Annotated in this window: 14 protein-coding genes; 5 read left to right on the top strand and 9 right to left on the bottom strand. The window is 48.5% G+C overall.

Annotation, left to right across the window (positions count from 1 at the left end; translation table 11 throughout):
* Positions 1-56 precede the first annotated feature (56 nt).
* Together H6G21_RS00895 and H6G21_RS00890 are read right to left on the bottom strand one after the other, a co-directional pair.
* Positions 57-1,559 carry a C1 family peptidase gene (locus H6G21_RS00895; protein ID WP_190569552.1) on the bottom strand — a complete coding sequence of 501 codons (1,503 nt, stop codon included), beginning with the start codon at positions 1,557-1,559 and terminating at the stop codon, positions 57-59.
* Positions 1,560-1,823: 264 nt separating this feature from the next.
* The gene (locus H6G21_RS00890; protein WP_190569550.1) at positions 1,824-3,374 is read right to left on the bottom strand and encodes an FAD-binding domain-containing protein; all 1,551 of its coding nucleotides are present in this window, start codon (positions 3,372-3,374) and stop codon (positions 1,824-1,826) included.
* Between the two features lie 295 nt (positions 3,375-3,669).
* Between H6G21_RS00890 and H6G21_RS00885 the strand changes: the two genes are divergently transcribed.
* On the top strand, positions 3,670-4,005 hold the full coding sequence (locus H6G21_RS00885; RefSeq protein WP_190569547.1) for a hypothetical protein: 336 nt from the start codon (positions 3,670-3,672) through the stop codon (positions 4,003-4,005).
* Between the two features lie 30 nt (positions 4,006-4,035).
* Here the strand turns inward: H6G21_RS00885 and H6G21_RS00880 are convergent, their stop codons facing one another.
* On the bottom strand, positions 4,036-5,106 hold the full coding sequence (locus H6G21_RS00880) for a hypothetical protein (RefSeq protein WP_190569545.1): 1,071 nt from the start codon (positions 5,104-5,106) through the stop codon (positions 4,036-4,038).
* Positions 5,107-5,136: 30 nt separating this feature from the next.
* Positions 5,137-5,514 carry a transposase gene (locus H6G21_RS00875; RefSeq protein WP_190569543.1) on the bottom strand — a complete coding sequence of 126 codons (378 nt, stop codon included), beginning with the start codon at positions 5,512-5,514 and terminating at the stop codon, positions 5,137-5,139.
* Between the two features lie 257 nt (positions 5,515-5,771).
* Here H6G21_RS00875 and H6G21_RS00870 point away from each other — a divergent pair, with 257 nt between their 5' ends.
* Together H6G21_RS00870 and H6G21_RS00865 are read left to right on the top strand one after the other, a co-directional pair.
* Positions 5,772-6,170, top strand: a complete 399-nt coding sequence (locus H6G21_RS00870) for a hypothetical protein (protein WP_190569541.1) — start codon at positions 5,772-5,774, stop codon at positions 6,168-6,170.
* A 96-nt stretch (positions 6,171-6,266) separates the two neighbouring features.
* Positions 6,267-6,527 carry a hypothetical protein gene (locus H6G21_RS00865; protein ID WP_190569539.1) on the top strand — a complete coding sequence of 87 codons (261 nt, stop codon included), beginning with the start codon at positions 6,267-6,269 and terminating at the stop codon, positions 6,525-6,527.
* 36 nt (positions 6,528-6,563) lie between these two features.
* On the opposite strand, the gene rimM is transcribed toward H6G21_RS00865, so the two are convergent.
* The 4 genes from rimM to H6G21_RS00845 all read right to left on the bottom strand — a co-directional run bounded on the left by rimM (position 6,564) and on the right by H6G21_RS00845 (position 9,635).
* Positions 6,564-7,094, bottom strand: a complete 531-nt coding sequence (gene rimM / locus H6G21_RS00860) for a ribosome maturation factor RimM (protein WP_190569537.1) — start codon at positions 7,092-7,094, stop codon at positions 6,564-6,566.
* A gap of 123 nt (positions 7,095-7,217) precedes the next feature.
* Complete coding sequence (locus H6G21_RS00855) at positions 7,218-7,631, bottom strand: hypothetical protein (RefSeq protein ID WP_190569535.1); 414 nt, start codon at positions 7,629-7,631, stop codon at positions 7,218-7,220.
* 148 nt (positions 7,632-7,779) lie between these two features.
* A complete protein-coding gene (locus tag H6G21_RS00850) occupies positions 7,780-8,376 on the bottom strand; it encodes a chromophore lyase CpcT/CpeT (protein ID WP_190569533.1) in 597 nt (198 codons plus the stop codon).
* On the bottom strand, positions 8,373-9,635 hold the full coding sequence (locus H6G21_RS00845) for an esterase-like activity of phytase family protein (RefSeq protein WP_190569531.1): 1,263 nt from the start codon (positions 9,633-9,635) through the stop codon (positions 8,373-8,375). The genes H6G21_RS00850 and H6G21_RS00845 overlap by 4 nt, the downstream gene beginning before the upstream one ends.
* Positions 9,636-10,344: 709 nt before the next feature.
* Here H6G21_RS00845 and leuS point away from each other — a divergent pair.
* Together leuS and H6G21_RS00835 are read left to right on the top strand one after the other, a co-directional pair.
* Positions 10,345-12,936 (top strand): leucine--tRNA ligase, encoded by a 2,592-nt coding sequence (leuS, locus tag H6G21_RS00840; RefSeq protein WP_347277953.1) that lies wholly within the window; start codon positions 10,345-10,347, stop codon positions 12,934-12,936.
* Positions 12,937-13,175: 239 nt separating this feature from the next.
* Positions 13,176-13,421 carry a hypothetical protein gene (locus tag H6G21_RS00835; protein WP_190569527.1) on the top strand — a complete coding sequence of 82 codons (246 nt, stop codon included), beginning with the start codon at positions 13,176-13,178 and terminating at the stop codon, positions 13,419-13,421.
* A gap of 329 nt (positions 13,422-13,750) precedes the next feature.
* On the opposite strand, the gene H6G21_RS00830 is transcribed toward H6G21_RS00835, so the two are convergent.
* Positions 13,751-13,978, bottom strand: coding sequence for a hypothetical protein (locus H6G21_RS00830; protein ID WP_190569525.1), 228 nt, complete (start codon positions 13,976-13,978; stop codon positions 13,751-13,753).
* Positions 13,979-14,258 lie beyond the last annotated feature (280 nt).

Genomic DNA, 14,258 nt, shown 5'->3' with positions numbered 1-14,258 from the left:
ATCACAGAGTGACAGGAAGCTGAGGATGGGGGCTGCTTGGCTTCTCCTAAGGAAGACTATTTCTTAATCTTAGGATTTGAAGTTTCCCCAAAACTAATAATTTTGTCTTTCTCTGCGGCAGAAATTCCCAGACTATTGGTTTCCATCCATTTCGCGTCCAGCAATGTCCACCAATCGCTGCATAACTGATTTTGCTCTGTGGCTTTGAGGATGTAGTCATAGGGTAACCAGCCAAAGCCTTTGTCGCCCCAGTCCTTACCCCAGGAATTTTTAAAGTAAATGGCTCCGGGACTGTGGTTAGGAACGGTGTGGTTATCGTCGTACCCGATCGCTAGGGCGGCGTGCCCCCGGATGGGATGACCATTCTCAGAATCGGGAATTTCATTCGGTAAAGCGATGTCTCCAGTGGCTTTGGAATCTGCGTAGAGGGTGTCACTCAAAATACGGAATCCGAAAATGGCTGGGAATCCGCCGAGGAGGGCTGCTTTGATTTGGGCAAGGAGGGCAGTCTTGTTCATTCCAGGCCGATCGAGGCGAAAGTAACGCAGGGTTTGGTAGCTTTGGGCATAGGCGTAACAGAAGGCCGGGGGATCGCTCAACAGATTGTCTGGGTTGAGGGTTTGATCGCAACTTCGATTTTTTGGGGAGGGGGGGTGCCATTGCCAATATTTTTCTGGGGGTAAGCCAAAAATCATCATGGCTTTGAGGGTCGATCGTAGGGATGCGCCGCTATCTTGCTGCTCGGTGCCATCAATTAAGCGGGTAACACGATAGAGAAAGCGACTGGAAAAGCGGGTATCGTCGGGGCCGTTGCCTTGGCCTTGGCTGTAGCGGGAGGCGAAGTATTCCATCAGTGCAATGCCAGCATGGGCGGTGCAAGCACTGTAGCCATGCTGGGCTTGGTTTTCGATGCGATGGCAGTGCTCTTTGAGTTCGGTGAACTCGGCGGGAAACGATCGCTGGGGAGTATTGTTTAACAGGGTTTCTAACTGTTTTAAAGTTCCCCGTAAGAGGAGATAGATTTGGTCAGCGTCAGGGGAAGAACTAGAGTCAGCTTGCTTAATTTGAGTGGGTTGTAACTGAATCAGGGTGGTGTATGGTGAGGGAGGCGGGCCTGGAGGGGCGGCTGGGGGCTGGGGTGAGAGGACTTTGGCAGGTACCAGTCTTGCAGGCACCATCGTGAGGAGGGTTACGTCGTTGCCTGGGGTTAGTTTTTGTAGCGTTTCTAAGGTCGTTCCTAGGGATTGCTGAGCCGAAGGCTCTGTTTGTTGAGCATTTAAGGGTTTATTGGGCTTGGGATTGAGGCGATCGAGTAGGGTTGGGACAAATTTAACTAATTTCTGCCATTTACCTTCTTGAATGGATGAATTAGATGGATTATCGGTGGGTAGATAGCTAATGAGTTCATTTAACCAGCTAATTAATTCCTGAGTGACCTGGGTCACTCGTCGATCGGATTGGCTCTGGAGCAATAACTGTTGAATCAGTTGATTATTGAGGGTGAAATCTCTGGGGTCCTGTAGATCGGGAATCCAGCCGGTTGGTTTTGAGCTATTCATTCATGATCTCCTAGCATCCTGACGAGAGTTTATGGGAGTGGGAGCGGTTCTGCCAAGGGGGTACTGTGATTGTGCCGAATTTGCGGGCACTGTCCATAAAAACACAGGGATTATTCATAATTCCCGATCGTCTTGGGGCCTTGATTAAACCAGACTAGCTCGGTTCACCCGATTGGGTGAGGCTGCTTCGTATCAGGCTTGAGAAACTGTATAAATTTCGACAGGAATTTTGTGTGACGGTGTTCCTCTCAATGCATGAATCGATTAGCCATCCGTTTGCGCCAAACGAGCCGTCATTGCACCGTATTCTCGATCGCGATATTGCTGATACTTCTCGACGGTTTGTTGGGCGGCTTGAGCACTTGTGAATTCCTCTCCCCCTTCGGCGATGAGACGCTCCTTGACTTGTTTGCGTAGGTTAGAGATTACTTTACCATTAACTTTGCGAGTCTCTGCCCAGTCAAGGATTGGTTTTGGGTAGGTACTTTCTGTTAAATAGTCACCTCGTAGAATCTCGTTCAGGCCATAGGGTTTCAGTTCGCTGAGCCAATAGTGAATAAATCGCAATTGTGGATCTTTCTCTTCAATATTTTTAGTGGGATTGTAAATGCGAAAGGTTTCGCTTAAGGGATTGGTAATGCCTGCTTGCATTTGCCACTGCCAGTTATCGATCGCGAGATCCCCATCGACTAAATAATTCATGTAATGCCGTGCGCCATGGTGCCAGGAAATGCCGCAATTGATGGTTAAAAACGTGGCGCACATCGCTCGCATTCGAAAATTCATCCAGCCCATGTGTTTGAGTTGTCTCATGCTGGCATCAATTAAGGGAAATCCCGTCATTCCCTCCTGCCAAGCTTGAAATAAGGCTTGTTTTTGGGGCGATAATTCAGCAGGGGTGTACCAATCATCAAATTCAGGATAGCGGTTTTGGTAGGCGACTTCGGGATGGAAGTACAACCGTTGCGTAAAACTATCGTGCCAGCGTAGACGATCGCGAAAATTTTTCAGGCTAAATTCTGCTTTAGGGACATGGCTGAGGTCGATCGCTTTGGCTTTCGTTTTTTGATACACTTGGCGGGTGGAAATGGTGCCAAAGGTGAGGTGGGGCGAAAGATGGGATGTGGCTCCCCACTGCGCTAACCAAGGACGGGAAAGTTTCCAGTGATAGCCTTCAAATCTGCGGTCTAAGAACGATCGTAAAGTGGTTTTTGCTTCCGTTTCGCCGCCTCTGAAATAAACTTTTTTCCTTTGCCAAAACTCACGATATTTGTATTTGAGCTGGCGAAAGGACAGTTGGGGCAAGGGAATTTCTAGGGACGGAGTATTGATGTTTTTGGGCGCGGGATAGGGGGTGGCGCGTTGATAGGTGTAGTATTCCGCAAACCAACGATCGCGGTTGTCCTGAAGTTGCAGGAAATGGTTGAGGCCCAGATGATAGTCGAGATTGCGCGATCGATAAAAGTCTAGGATGGCGCGATCGCGGGTGATTCCGTACTCAACCTGTACATCTCGATTAAAGTAGAGTTTCGGGGTTTGCTGGCGATCGAGAAAGTATTGCGTTAGTTGTTGAATAATCTTAACAGGATTGCCTTCAAAGAGCGTTAGGGAACTACCCAATTTTTGTAAGTTGTTATGCAGGTTTTCCAAGGATTCAAACAGGAAGCGAACCCGAGCTTGCCCCACATCCTCCCACTGATAAAACCAAGGATCAATGATGAAAAAGGGTAGAACGCTAGCGTTATTTGCAGTGGCTAGGCTGACAATTTCATGATCACTGAGTCGGAGGTCTCGTCGAAACCACAGTAGGTTCATATGTTGGGAGCAAGGCAAGCGTCACTTCTTCACTATACCGTTTTTTAGGGGGGCGGGTGACAGACTGGGAAAAGCCTACCTGTACAGCACTGGTTAGATGACTGTGGGTTTCGACCTAGAGTCGATATAGGCTGGACTCATTAGCAGGTCTACCTCGCAAGCCGAGATCGAAGAAATGGGCGATCGTCCTTGATTGACATCTATTGAGTACTGGAGTACTATTTTAATAACTCGAAAATACTCAGTAAATTTCCTAGTTTACGGTACATTTTCTCCGGTTCTGAATGAATACTATGTGGGTGTTGTCTTTTATTCATCGCCCCTAGTTGCTATGTCTACCAATAACCGAAACATTCTTTGCGTCAATAGAAGAGATGGAGAAAAGGTGAATGTTTTCGAGTTGCTTAAAGAAATTCTTATCCTTTTAAAGGCAATTCGAATTATGGAAAAACAAGAAACCTTTCATACGATTGATGCAGCAGTAGACACAGCTATTGAATCAATTGATTCAATAGATTTTCCTGATCAACCAAGTTCTACTACTGAAGAATTTATTGAGTATACAAACCTAATTCAAGCATTACAAGCAGCAGACTACGATAGCGAATCTGTTCCCATTTTAAAGAAGTAGAAATTTGTACATTTAAGAGAAACTTTGAATTTAGAATGCTCTTGGAAAATCCTTTTTGTAGTGATTTTCTAATAGCTGTGCAAAAGTTCTTAGTTTCTTTTTAATCAACTCTTTCCCTTGCTTATAGTTATTAATTGGTTCCTTCTTGAAGATTTCATCAAAATCCTGGTAGTCTAAAAGACTAGACACTTGGTTAATTGCCTCGATATAGTCTGGCAGTCTATCCGGAGCACTTAGGGGCAATAAGGCAACAGGAAATTCTCTACCTCGTTTAAGCCCAAACCATAACCAAGCTTTTAGAATAATATATATATCTTTCTCAAATGATTTGGCTAGGAGGCTTACGTCAAAAGACTGTTGACTAATATTTAAGTGACTTAAGGCTTTCAAAGTAGAATTTTTGGCCAAAATAAGTAAAACCTCGTGTTCTTGGTCATTTTTGACGACTTTCTCTAAAATATTTAAGGCCGCATCACGTTCTTTTTCTTCCATTGTAATTGTATCTACTTTCTCATTCCAATTAGGAGATAGTAGTTCAGCTTTAGTTGCTTGTGCTAAAGAGTTCAAATCTAATTGATGTTGTATTGACAATCCAAGAGGCCAAAGATTTTCTAAGATTACAAAAAATTCTAATTCTTGTCGAACTTTGATTCCTTCTGAAGTCTCCTTATCATTTAATTCTTTCAAAGCCTGTTGCAATCTGATATCTAACTCTTCATCAACCTGTGTATCAATAAAAGTACTGACCATCCAGTAAAAGCACAAAACTGGTAAAGTTAAGAGGATAGGAAAAAGAATTTTTCCCTGCTCATTGCTTAGTAAAATTAGACCATCAACAAACTTTGCGGGCATAACCCAAATATTAGGCAAAGTTTGAGGTTTTTGATTAATCGCTTGGGGAGATGGAGATGTCGTATTTTCTGTTTTTGCTGGACTAGTTTGTGTCTGAGGTGGCGAAGGCGAATCAGTTAAGCTACGAGTACCGAACCATAGAGCAACAAAGCCACCAAACAGATAGAGCAAGGCTAACTTAATAAATAAGTTGCTTCTGCGAAGGTTCTTTTTACGAATTAAACTTGGACTTAAACTGCTTTCCATCATTTAACCCTCAAAATCTCCTAATCCTGAGCCTTAAAGATTTAAGTCATCAATGAGTTTCTGTAAAAAATCCCGATCGGTTTCTCTAGCTTTATCAATCTTTGCCAACATTGAACAGGCAGTGTTTTTATTTACTTTTAACTCATTAGCCAACCCATGAATAGTCACCTTTTTGGGTGAGTTGAAGATTAGATAAATTGCTTTGAACCATACATGCAAGTCTACATGAGTTCTATGAAAAAGTGTCCCCACTGTAACACTATATGATGTAAAGCAATCGTTACATCGATAACGCAGTTCCTTTTTGTAGGCTGTAGCTTTGGTTGAGCCACAGTAAGGGCATGTGTGCTGTCCTCCCCAGCGAATCTGTTCTAACTGACGAATACATTCTTCATGAGTGGTGGGAAGCATGTGGTTAAACCTCTGAATGTTTGAGATGCTTCTTTAAGCTCAAAGCATTCAAAGGCTGAAAAACCCTAAGAAATTTAGTGATAATTCACTAATCTTTGGATTCTCGTTTCAAAAAGAGAATATGTACTATAAGGAAATGCTGGTTTCCAATATCCAAATTCGGAATGGGCTGCATAACGCTTGAAGTTATGGACATAATCTATTGGTGCTAGGTTTCACATTTAGCACCCTTCAACTAGCACTCTTCAACAGCCGTAATGTCCCAAGAACCTTCCAAAAACTTCCTTCCGATCGACCCTAGCCGCGATCGCCTTTACACCGAGCAACCGCTCGATCCCCATCTGCACCGCGAGATGCACTTACCCAATCCCCTCGATCCGATCGGCAACATCGAAACCGAAGGTCGCGCATTACGGACACTGGCTCGGGGTCGGATACCGAAATGGGTTTTATTGACTGGTTGGGCCACGATCGGCCTCGGTAGTGTGATCAGCTTAGGGCTAATCGGTCAAATGATGGTTACTGCAATCCACCACGCGATCGTAACCAATCGATTGAATGGCTTGATTCCCTTACTGTTATCGATCGTGCCAGCATTGGTGATCACCCTTCTGATGCTGATGATTTTGTACCGTGCCACCTTCCGTAGCCGATAAAGTTTCCGGCGATCGATAAGTATCAAAGCTATTCAGAAAAACCAGTTACTCAGAGAATACGGTACACTAGAGTCACTTGACTACCTTGGAGATCAAATGATCACACAAACCATGGTACAACCATCCTCCTGGGTGGATTCTGGGATTCAGATCCAGCAAGTTCGTGGCCTCAACTTCTTCAAATTCACCGATGAACTCCAAGCTCGTTTGGAAGCTCTCGTGGAGAAAGGAAAGAATGATACACTCACTGAGGCAGAATCAGCAGAGTATGCAGGAATCGCTGAAATAGATCGAATATTTACTTTAGTGAATGCACGATTAATCGCAGAATCCGCCACGCTCCACTATGACAATTAATCGTGCAACTCGCCAAGCAACACCAGTTTAGTCCCATCAAATCAAGCCAGGGGGTGGAGTGATTTCGATGCGCTTGGCCTCCAAATCCACCACAGGCACGATCGCTTCCACAAACGGGATCAAAATCGTCTCCTTACGCCCCTCTGCCTGAACCTCTAGCAAATCATTTCCGGCGAACAACACATTACTCACCGTTCCCACCAAATCCTGGGTCGCTTGCAAATAAACCGGGAGCCCAATCAGATCCCCTACATGGAATTCACCTTCTTCCAACTCAGGCCGATCGCTACTTTCTACCAGCAACAAACAGCCCCGCAACGCCTCCGCCGCATTACGATCGCCCACCCCCGCTAACTGGACAATATAGAGCCCTTTGCCCTCTTGGTAATAGCCCTTCAGGAGTTCGATCGGTTCTGGCTGGGTTTGGTTAGGACGCAATAGCCAGCGGGTTCCCGGCTCCTCAAACCGTTCTGGAAAATCGGAACTGGGATAGATCCTCACCTCACCCCGAATCCCTTGGGCTGCAACGATCTTACCAATTTCCATAAACTCAGGTGGAACGGTCATGGGAACTCCCAACTCCAATCTAGATAATGAAACGTAAATTTAATCAACAACCGTTAGTGAATTACCAACTCAATCAGTCTGTAATGACCAAATGCGGTGAGATAGCAATGCGACCTATTCCAGTTAAGCATCACCCCGGAATAGCGTCGTTGCTTCCACATGCATCTTAGAAATTACCGGATCACGCTCGATCGCGGCATAGTAACGCTGGGACAGCAGATCTCCCATGGGATTGGGTTGGAGCATTGCCGTGGCCTTATCCAACAATGCCGCCAACACATCGATTTCCACCGGCTCCTTCGCCGCCATGGCCTCATCGATTTCCACAATGTACTTTGACATCACCCGTAACCAAGCAAAATGCTCATGCTCCAACACCAGCTTAAAAAACTCCATGTTGTTGGCAATGCGTCCGTTTGTTTGCTCGTAAACCGCTTTCTCCGAGTCCAGCAAAGCTTTATGCAGCTTCAGCATTAGATTACGCACTGCCTTCAGTTGTTGGCGCGTCGCATCCAAGGAGGAATCAAAACTCGACATGGTCACTTTGCCCGATTGTAATTTGCTCAAATGAAGTTGGTCTGAATCAATTGGGCTTGACTGCGCCCGAACGCCATGGCCTGAGATCGCCCTGTGCTAGCGATCGACCTTGCCCCGATCGACAATCAACCAAGTTATACAGGCCAAGCTACCAGGATAACTCTTGGGCAAAACTCTTGACCTGTTTAAAGTGAAACGGCCCCGCCACTGAGCCCCAGAGCATCTCATCGGTTTCCGGATCCCGCCCCCGATCGAGGCTCCACATGGTCTGTCCCTGCTCCATCACCTCAAACTCATTATCCAGGTAGGACGTTTTCCCTTTCCGTTCCACGATGCATTGTTTCCCCGGTTCCACGCGCCCCTTAAAGCTGTGCCCCGTCCATTCCACCTGCATCCCACAGCCGCACATGGGTTCCAAGTCGTCTCGGGTCAGCTTTGCTAGTTTTTCTAAGTTGCGAGCGGATCCCCGAAATGCATCCTCATTCTTGACACGGTAGTGGGGAATTTCAATGCGTCCATCCACTTCCACGAAGTGCAACACCCGCAGCCGATAGGGCTGATCCTGGGCAAAGTCGTAGGCTTGCTCGAGATACAGCGCGGCTCCGTCGAAAAGCCCCTTAGGCAAAGGCCGCATACAAACCCGAATATGGGCAAAAAACGGCGGATTTTCGATCGCCTGCTCTTGGTTGCTAAACTCACCCGCCATCCAGGTTACGAGGGTTTTGATATCGGTTGCGTGGGTCATTGTGGTTTTAAACCTTTTACACGAAACAGGAGAAACTGCGTCTTCTGATTGTCGCTGAAATTGTTGTCACTGACCAAGAGAAGGCTGGGCGATCCATCCGGCAAACGCGGCCCCAGGGTCATACCTTCCAAGTTATCCAGGTCGATGCCCAACTCACTCAAATCCAGCAACGCCTGCTTTTGCACAGGTTTGACGACTTTGGGTAAATTTTGCACCGTGGGCAGGAGGGACGTATCCTTCGCGCCAGCAAAGGACAGTTGAAACAGCTTGACCTTAAAGCCCCCCAGCCCAAACGATCGCTCCAAACTCAGAAAACGTCCTGCTGGATCCAGGGATAATAATTCACACAATCCGTGATGAATTGTGATACTGGGCGCGGGTTCCAGTTCATAGAGGTATTCCGCAATCAGATCGATCCGTCCTGCTTCCACGTAATAGTGCAGTAGGCGAGCCTTGGCGCGGGTTTCGGCGGTTGGGGTTTCGGCGTCTTGGGTCAGGGCAGATTCCGTTGCCGTAAACAGGCGATAGGGTTCCGTCGGCCCCATGCGAGCGGCTCCAGCACTGAGGGTAAGCGATTCAAAACCCAGGTTATCCTGAATGCCCTGGCGCGTTGTTTGTTTAGATTGCGGATCCTCGATCGTTTTTGGGGTGTAGTAATCGGGAAAAAAGAGCTTGCGCAACAGTTTGCCGGTTTTTACATCAAATTCGTTCACAAAGGGCGGAATATCATCACGGGCCACCCCTTCACTGGAAATCCACACCGTGCCTTGGGGCGTCAGGCTAATCCCTTCGCTGTCGATCGTTTGCTGTTCATAGGGCTGCCCATCGGCTTGCTGGAGGAATGTGACTCCCTGAACATCCACTTTGCTAAGCTGCGACGCTGGATCAAGCTGGATTTTCAACGTGTAGAACCGGGCGGGGGCTTTTTCACTGCGATCGTCGGAAATGGCATAGAAGACATCCCGCTGGGGATCGTAGGTGATGCCCGACAAGCCGCCCACGGGTGTGTTCTCAAACTGGCTAGCCTGGGGTAGATCGTACTCGCCCAAAAAGTCTAGGGACAGCGGCAAAAATAAGCGATCGGTCGCTTTAATTTGCGGCAGCGCACAGGCACTCAACGTCATGACCCAAAAGGCTACGATCGTCAGCACAATCAGCTTGAAGGATTTAAGGAGCGATCGTCGCCACTGCCAGTTTTGCCACTGCCAGTTTTGCCACTGCCAGTCTTGCCACTGCCGATCTTGCCACTGCCCAGCCATGAACCCGTCTCCCAACAAAGTTGCCTCTCCCAAGATACAAGGGAAATGGGTCTCAACCAAGAAGGCACGCGGTGAGATGGGAGAATGGGCTAAGAGATGACGCTGGAAACACCTTTGGCAACGCCTGTAGTATCGTGCTTTAGTGTTGTAACGCATTGCAACTTGTAGGTCGCAACTTGTAGATTGCAACTTGTAGCTCGTCGTAACTTGTAATTCCTTGTAACTTTTAGTGTCATGCTTGGTATTCGTCTGATTCCTCATCCAGATAATCGCAATTGAATTGATTTGCAGCCGGAAGCGAGGCTGTCAGCAAGTGAATCCTACGTGAATCACAAGTGAACCATACGTGATACCAAATCAACCTGTGATTGCAACCCATGACGATCCCCCTAAATCCCCCTTAAAAAGGGGGACTTTGAAAGAATTTGACTAAATTCCCCCCTTTTTAAGGGGGGCTAGGGGGGATCGGATCTGTAGCATTGATAAATCAATTTGGTATGACTGCGATCGCTCCAGATTTAACAGCGATCGATCGCGACTTTGATGACTTGGTGTCTGGAATGGGTTTATACTACAATGTAGTATAACTGGGTGGTCTATCCAGATTGCCAAAAATCTAGAGGGCAAGATTAACGGCAATATTTATCCCGAATGCCGTCCAGCTTTTAGAATGGTTGTTTGCATAGCGTCAATTGCAGGAGTGAATCCCGTGGAGTCTCGTTACAGTCCCGCTGAGATTGAGGAAAAATGGCAGCAGGTATGGGCCGAACAAGGTCTGCACCAAACTTCAACCGACAGCAGCAAGCCCAAATTCTACGCACTGTCGATGTTTCCCTATCCTTCGGGTAACCTCCACATGGGCCACGTCCGCGTCTATACGATCGTCGATGTCATCGCCCGCCTGAAGCGGATGCAGGGCTATCGGGTGCTGAATCCCATGGGTTGGGATGCCTTTGGGTTGCCAGCGGAAAATGCCGCGATCGAACGGGGGATTCATCCCGCCAAATGGACGTACTCCAACATTGCCCAAATGCGCAAACAGTTGGATAGTCTGGGGATCTCCTTCGACTGGAGCAAAGAAGTTACCACCTGCTCCCCGGACTACTACAAATGGACACAATGGTTGTTCCTGCAATTCTTCCAGTCCGGTTTGGCCTACCAAAAGGAAGCTACCGTCAACTGGGATCCCATCGATCAAACCGTGCTGGCTAACGAGCAGGTGGATAGCGAAGGGCGATCGTGGCGATCGGGCGCGAAGGTTGAACGCAAACAACTGCGCCAATGGTTCTTCAAAATTACCGACTATGCCGAGCAACTGTTGCAGGACTTGGAGCAACTGGGCGGCTGGCCGGAAAAAGTGCGGCTGATGCAGGCCAACTGGATCGGCAAGTCCACGGGCGCACAAGTCACCTTCCAAACCGAGCAGGGCGATGACTTAGTTGTCTTCACGACTCGCCCCGATACCCTGTGGGGAGCCACCTTTATGGTGATTGCCCCAGAACATCCCCTGGTGGAAAAATTAACCGTACCCGCCCAAGCCGACGCGATCAAAGCCTACCAAGCCGAAGCGGAAGCCAAAAGCGACATCGATCGCACCGCCGAAGGCAAGGAAAAAACCGGGGTCTGGACGGGGAGCTATGCCATCAATCCGGTAAACGGAGCCAAGGTGCCCATCTGGATTGCCGACTACGTCATGATGGACTACGGCACGGGAGCAATCATGGCGGTTCCGGCCCATGACCAACGGGACTTCGAGTTTGCCCGCAAGTTTGGCTTAGAAATAAAAGTCGTGGTGCAGCCGGAGGGCGAAAGCTTGGATGGCGCAACGATGGCTGAAGCTTGGCCGGGAGAGGGCGTCATGGTCAACTCTGGCCCCTTGGATGGGGTGACCGCTGGCAAGGGCAAAGGCCAGAGTGTGGAGGCCGCCGTGCAATGGCTGGAAACGAACCAAAAGGGCAAAGGCACTGCTAACTACCGGCTGCGGGATTGGTTGATTTCTCGGCAGCGCTACTGGGGCTGTCCCATCCCGATCGTCCATTGTCCTGACTGTGGTGCGGTTCCGGTTCCCGATGATCAGTTGCCCGTGCAGTTGCCTGAGGATGTGGAGTTTTCCGGCAAAGGCTCGCCCTTGGCGAAGTTGGAGTCCTGGGTCAATACCCCCTGTCCCAGTTGCGGCACCCCTGCTAAACGGGAAACGGACACGATGGATACCTTCATGTGTTCCTCTTGGTATTTCATGCGCTATCCCGATGCCCAGAATGCGGAGGCGGTTTTCGATCCGGCGATCGGCAATAGTTGGATGCCAGTGGATCAATACGTGGGCGGAATTGAACATGCAATTTTGCACCTGTTGTATTCCCGCTTTTTTACCAAAGTGGTGCGCGATCACGCATGTGCGCCTAACGGCGATCGGGACTTGTTAAATTGCGATGAACCCTTCCAGCGCTTGCTGACCCAGGGCATGGTGCAGGGCCGCACCTACAAAAATCCGCGCACGGACAAATACGTCATTCCCCAAAACATCACTGATTTTGCTAATCCCACCGATCCGGAAACGGGGGAAGCGTTGGAAGTGGTGTATGAAAAGATGTCCAAATCTAAACACAATGGCGTTGCTCCCGGTGATGTGATTAGCAAATACGGGGCGGATACTGCCCGGATGTTTATTCTGTTTAAAGCTCCGCCAGAAAAGGATTTGGAGTGGGATGATGCGGATGTGGAAGGTCAGTTCCGCTTCTTGAATCGGGTTTGGCGGTTGGTGACGGAGTCGGGGGTCTCTGCTGATCCGGTGACGTTACCCGATAGCTTGACGAAGGAAGAGAAGGATCTGCGTCGATCGATTCACACTGCCATTAAAGAAGTGACGGAGGACTTGACCGACGACTATCAGTTCAATACGGCGGTGTCGGAGCTGATGAAGTTGAGCAATGCGTTGAATGATGCGAAGTGCAAAACGTCTCCGGTCTATGCGGAAGGGGTGCAAACGTTGCTGTTGCTGTTAGCGCCCTTTGCGCCCCACATGGCCGATGAACTGTGGGCTAGTTTGGGGCAGGCCCAGTCGATCCATACCCATGGCTTCCCGATCGTTGATCCCAAGGCGTTGGTGGCCGATGAGTTGACGATCGTGATTCAAATCCTGGGCAAAACCCGAGGCACCATTACGGTTCCGGCGGCTTCCACCAAGGAACAAATCGAGGAATTGGCGAAGAATTCTGACATTGCCCAAAAACATATTGCGGGCAAAGAGATTAAGAAAACGATCGTTGTTCCCGGTAAATTGGTAAACTTTGTAGTAGCTTAAAATCGCTACTATAAGCCCGGTTGATACTGACTCGGTTGATAACGACTCGGTTGATACTGACCTGGTTAACACTCACTTTTAGCGCACTGCATTTTGCGCACACCTCATGGACATTGGGTAGGAGGAAGTTGACTTCCTTCTACCTGATCATTGTTGAATGATTGTTTAGTTTGATTATTGTTGAGCGTTTAGCAATCCAAGCATCGATCGGTCAATCAATGTTTGCGTGAGAGGGTTCCATGGTTTGGGTTAGAACTTGCTTCACTGGACTGTGTTTCACGATCGCTTGGGGGTTGGTGGGTTTCTTGGTCGTTAGCCTGACCCGCAGTCTCCGTCAAGGTTACAAATCGGTTAAGCGGTTACATCAGATTCCCTGTAGTACTTGCCGGTATTTCACGGGGGATTACAATCTAAAATGTACGATTCATCCGGTCATCGCGCTCTCCGAATCGGCGATCGGTTGTCGAGATTACCACGGTAGTTAGCGAGCATGTTTCCGTTGGCTCAAACTCTGAAGGATGCAGGGGATTCGTGCCAAGCTGCGATCGCATCTCTGTTCAAGGTCTAGGAAATCACGAAGGTCGTTGATCGTGCCTTGCCTAAAACCGGGATGTTCAAAAAATCCCGGTTTTTACAACCCTTGGGAAAACCGATCGATCGCCCTTATACCAAATTGATTTATCAATGCTACAGATCCGATCCCCCCTAGCCCCCCTTAAAAAGGGGGGAATTTAGTCAAATTCTTTCAAAGTCCCCCTTTTTAAGGGGGATTTAGGGGGATCGTCATGGGTTGCAATCACAGGTTGATTTGGTATTACTCTGGTGCTCGATCGCGTTCCATCATGCTGATGTATTTCCAGTCGGAGCCGAGGACGGGGATGGGCGGACTCCAGCGGATGCGCTCGCAAAACCGCACCACTTGTAGTTGGTTGATCGTGGTTTGGATCTCTTCGCGGGTGCCGAGGAGGTAGATTTGGAACGGTCTGCGGGAATCGTCGATCGAAGTTTCTGGGCGATCGGTACCGCCAAAGCCAGTAAACATGGGATTTCTCCTAAATGGGGTGATGGGAGGAAATCCCAAAAATTAAAGCCACCCTTTTGCGCAGGACAAGTAGGGTGGCCCGATCGAATGTTACAATCCGTGTCAGACCGCCTAGCTGGTCAGATCAGCTTCGGGGTTTAGCTGCCTTACGTTGTTGGACGCAACTGGGGCAGCGCTTTAATTTTTGGGGTCGTAGCTGATGCGATCGGGACTTTACGAACACGGTTGCAGTCAGCTATGAGAAACCAGCCTAGGGGTAAACTGGGGCGCTGTCAACTGT

This window comes from Alkalinema sp. FACHB-956 (assembly GCF_014697025.1).
Lineage (GTDB): Bacteria > Cyanobacteriota > Cyanobacteriia > Leptolyngbyales > Leptolyngbyaceae > Alkalinema.
This window is presented reverse-complemented; position numbering and strand designations above follow the sequence as displayed.

Bases quoted from the DNA above. Each gene is read 5' to 3' on its own strand.
- H6G21_RS00895 (WP_190569552.1), bottom strand. From the start codon at position 1,559: ATGAATAGCTCAAAACCAACCGGCTGGATTCCCGATCTACAGGACCCC.
- H6G21_RS00890 (WP_190569550.1), bottom strand. From the start codon at position 3,374: ATGAACCTACTGTGGTTTCGACGAGACCTCCGACTCAGTGATCATGAA.
- H6G21_RS00880 (WP_190569545.1), bottom strand. From the start codon at position 5,106: ATGATGGAAAGCAGTTTAAGTCCAAGTTTAATTCGTAAAAAGAACCTT.
- H6G21_RS00875 (WP_190569543.1), bottom strand. From the start codon at position 5,514: ATGCTTCCCACCACTCATGAAGAATGTATTCGTCAGTTAGAACAGATT.
- H6G21_RS00870 (WP_190569541.1), top strand. From the start codon at position 5,772: ATGTCCCAAGAACCTTCCAAAAACTTCCTTCCGATCGACCCTAGCCGC.
- H6G21_RS00865 (WP_190569539.1), top strand. From the start codon at position 6,267: ATGATCACACAAACCATGGTACAACCATCCTCCTGGGTGGATTCTGGG.
- rimM (WP_190569537.1), bottom strand. From the start codon at position 7,094: ATGACCGTTCCACCTGAGTTTATGGAAATTGGTAAGATCGTTGCAGCC.
- H6G21_RS00855 (WP_190569535.1), bottom strand. From the start codon at position 7,631: ATGTCGAGTTTTGATTCCTCCTTGGATGCGACGCGCCAACAACTGAAG.
- H6G21_RS00850 (WP_190569533.1), bottom strand. From the start codon at position 8,376: ATGACCCACGCAACCGATATCAAAACCCTCGTAACCTGGATGGCGGGT.
- H6G21_RS00845 (WP_190569531.1), bottom strand. From the start codon at position 9,635: ATGGCTGGGCAGTGGCAAGATCGGCAGTGGCAAGACTGGCAGTGGCAA.
- H6G21_RS00835 (WP_190569527.1), top strand. From the start codon at position 13,176: ATGGTTTGGGTTAGAACTTGCTTCACTGGACTGTGTTTCACGATCGCT.
- H6G21_RS00830 (WP_190569525.1), bottom strand. From the start codon at position 13,978: ATGTTTACTGGCTTTGGCGGTACCGATCGCCCAGAAACTTCGATCGAC.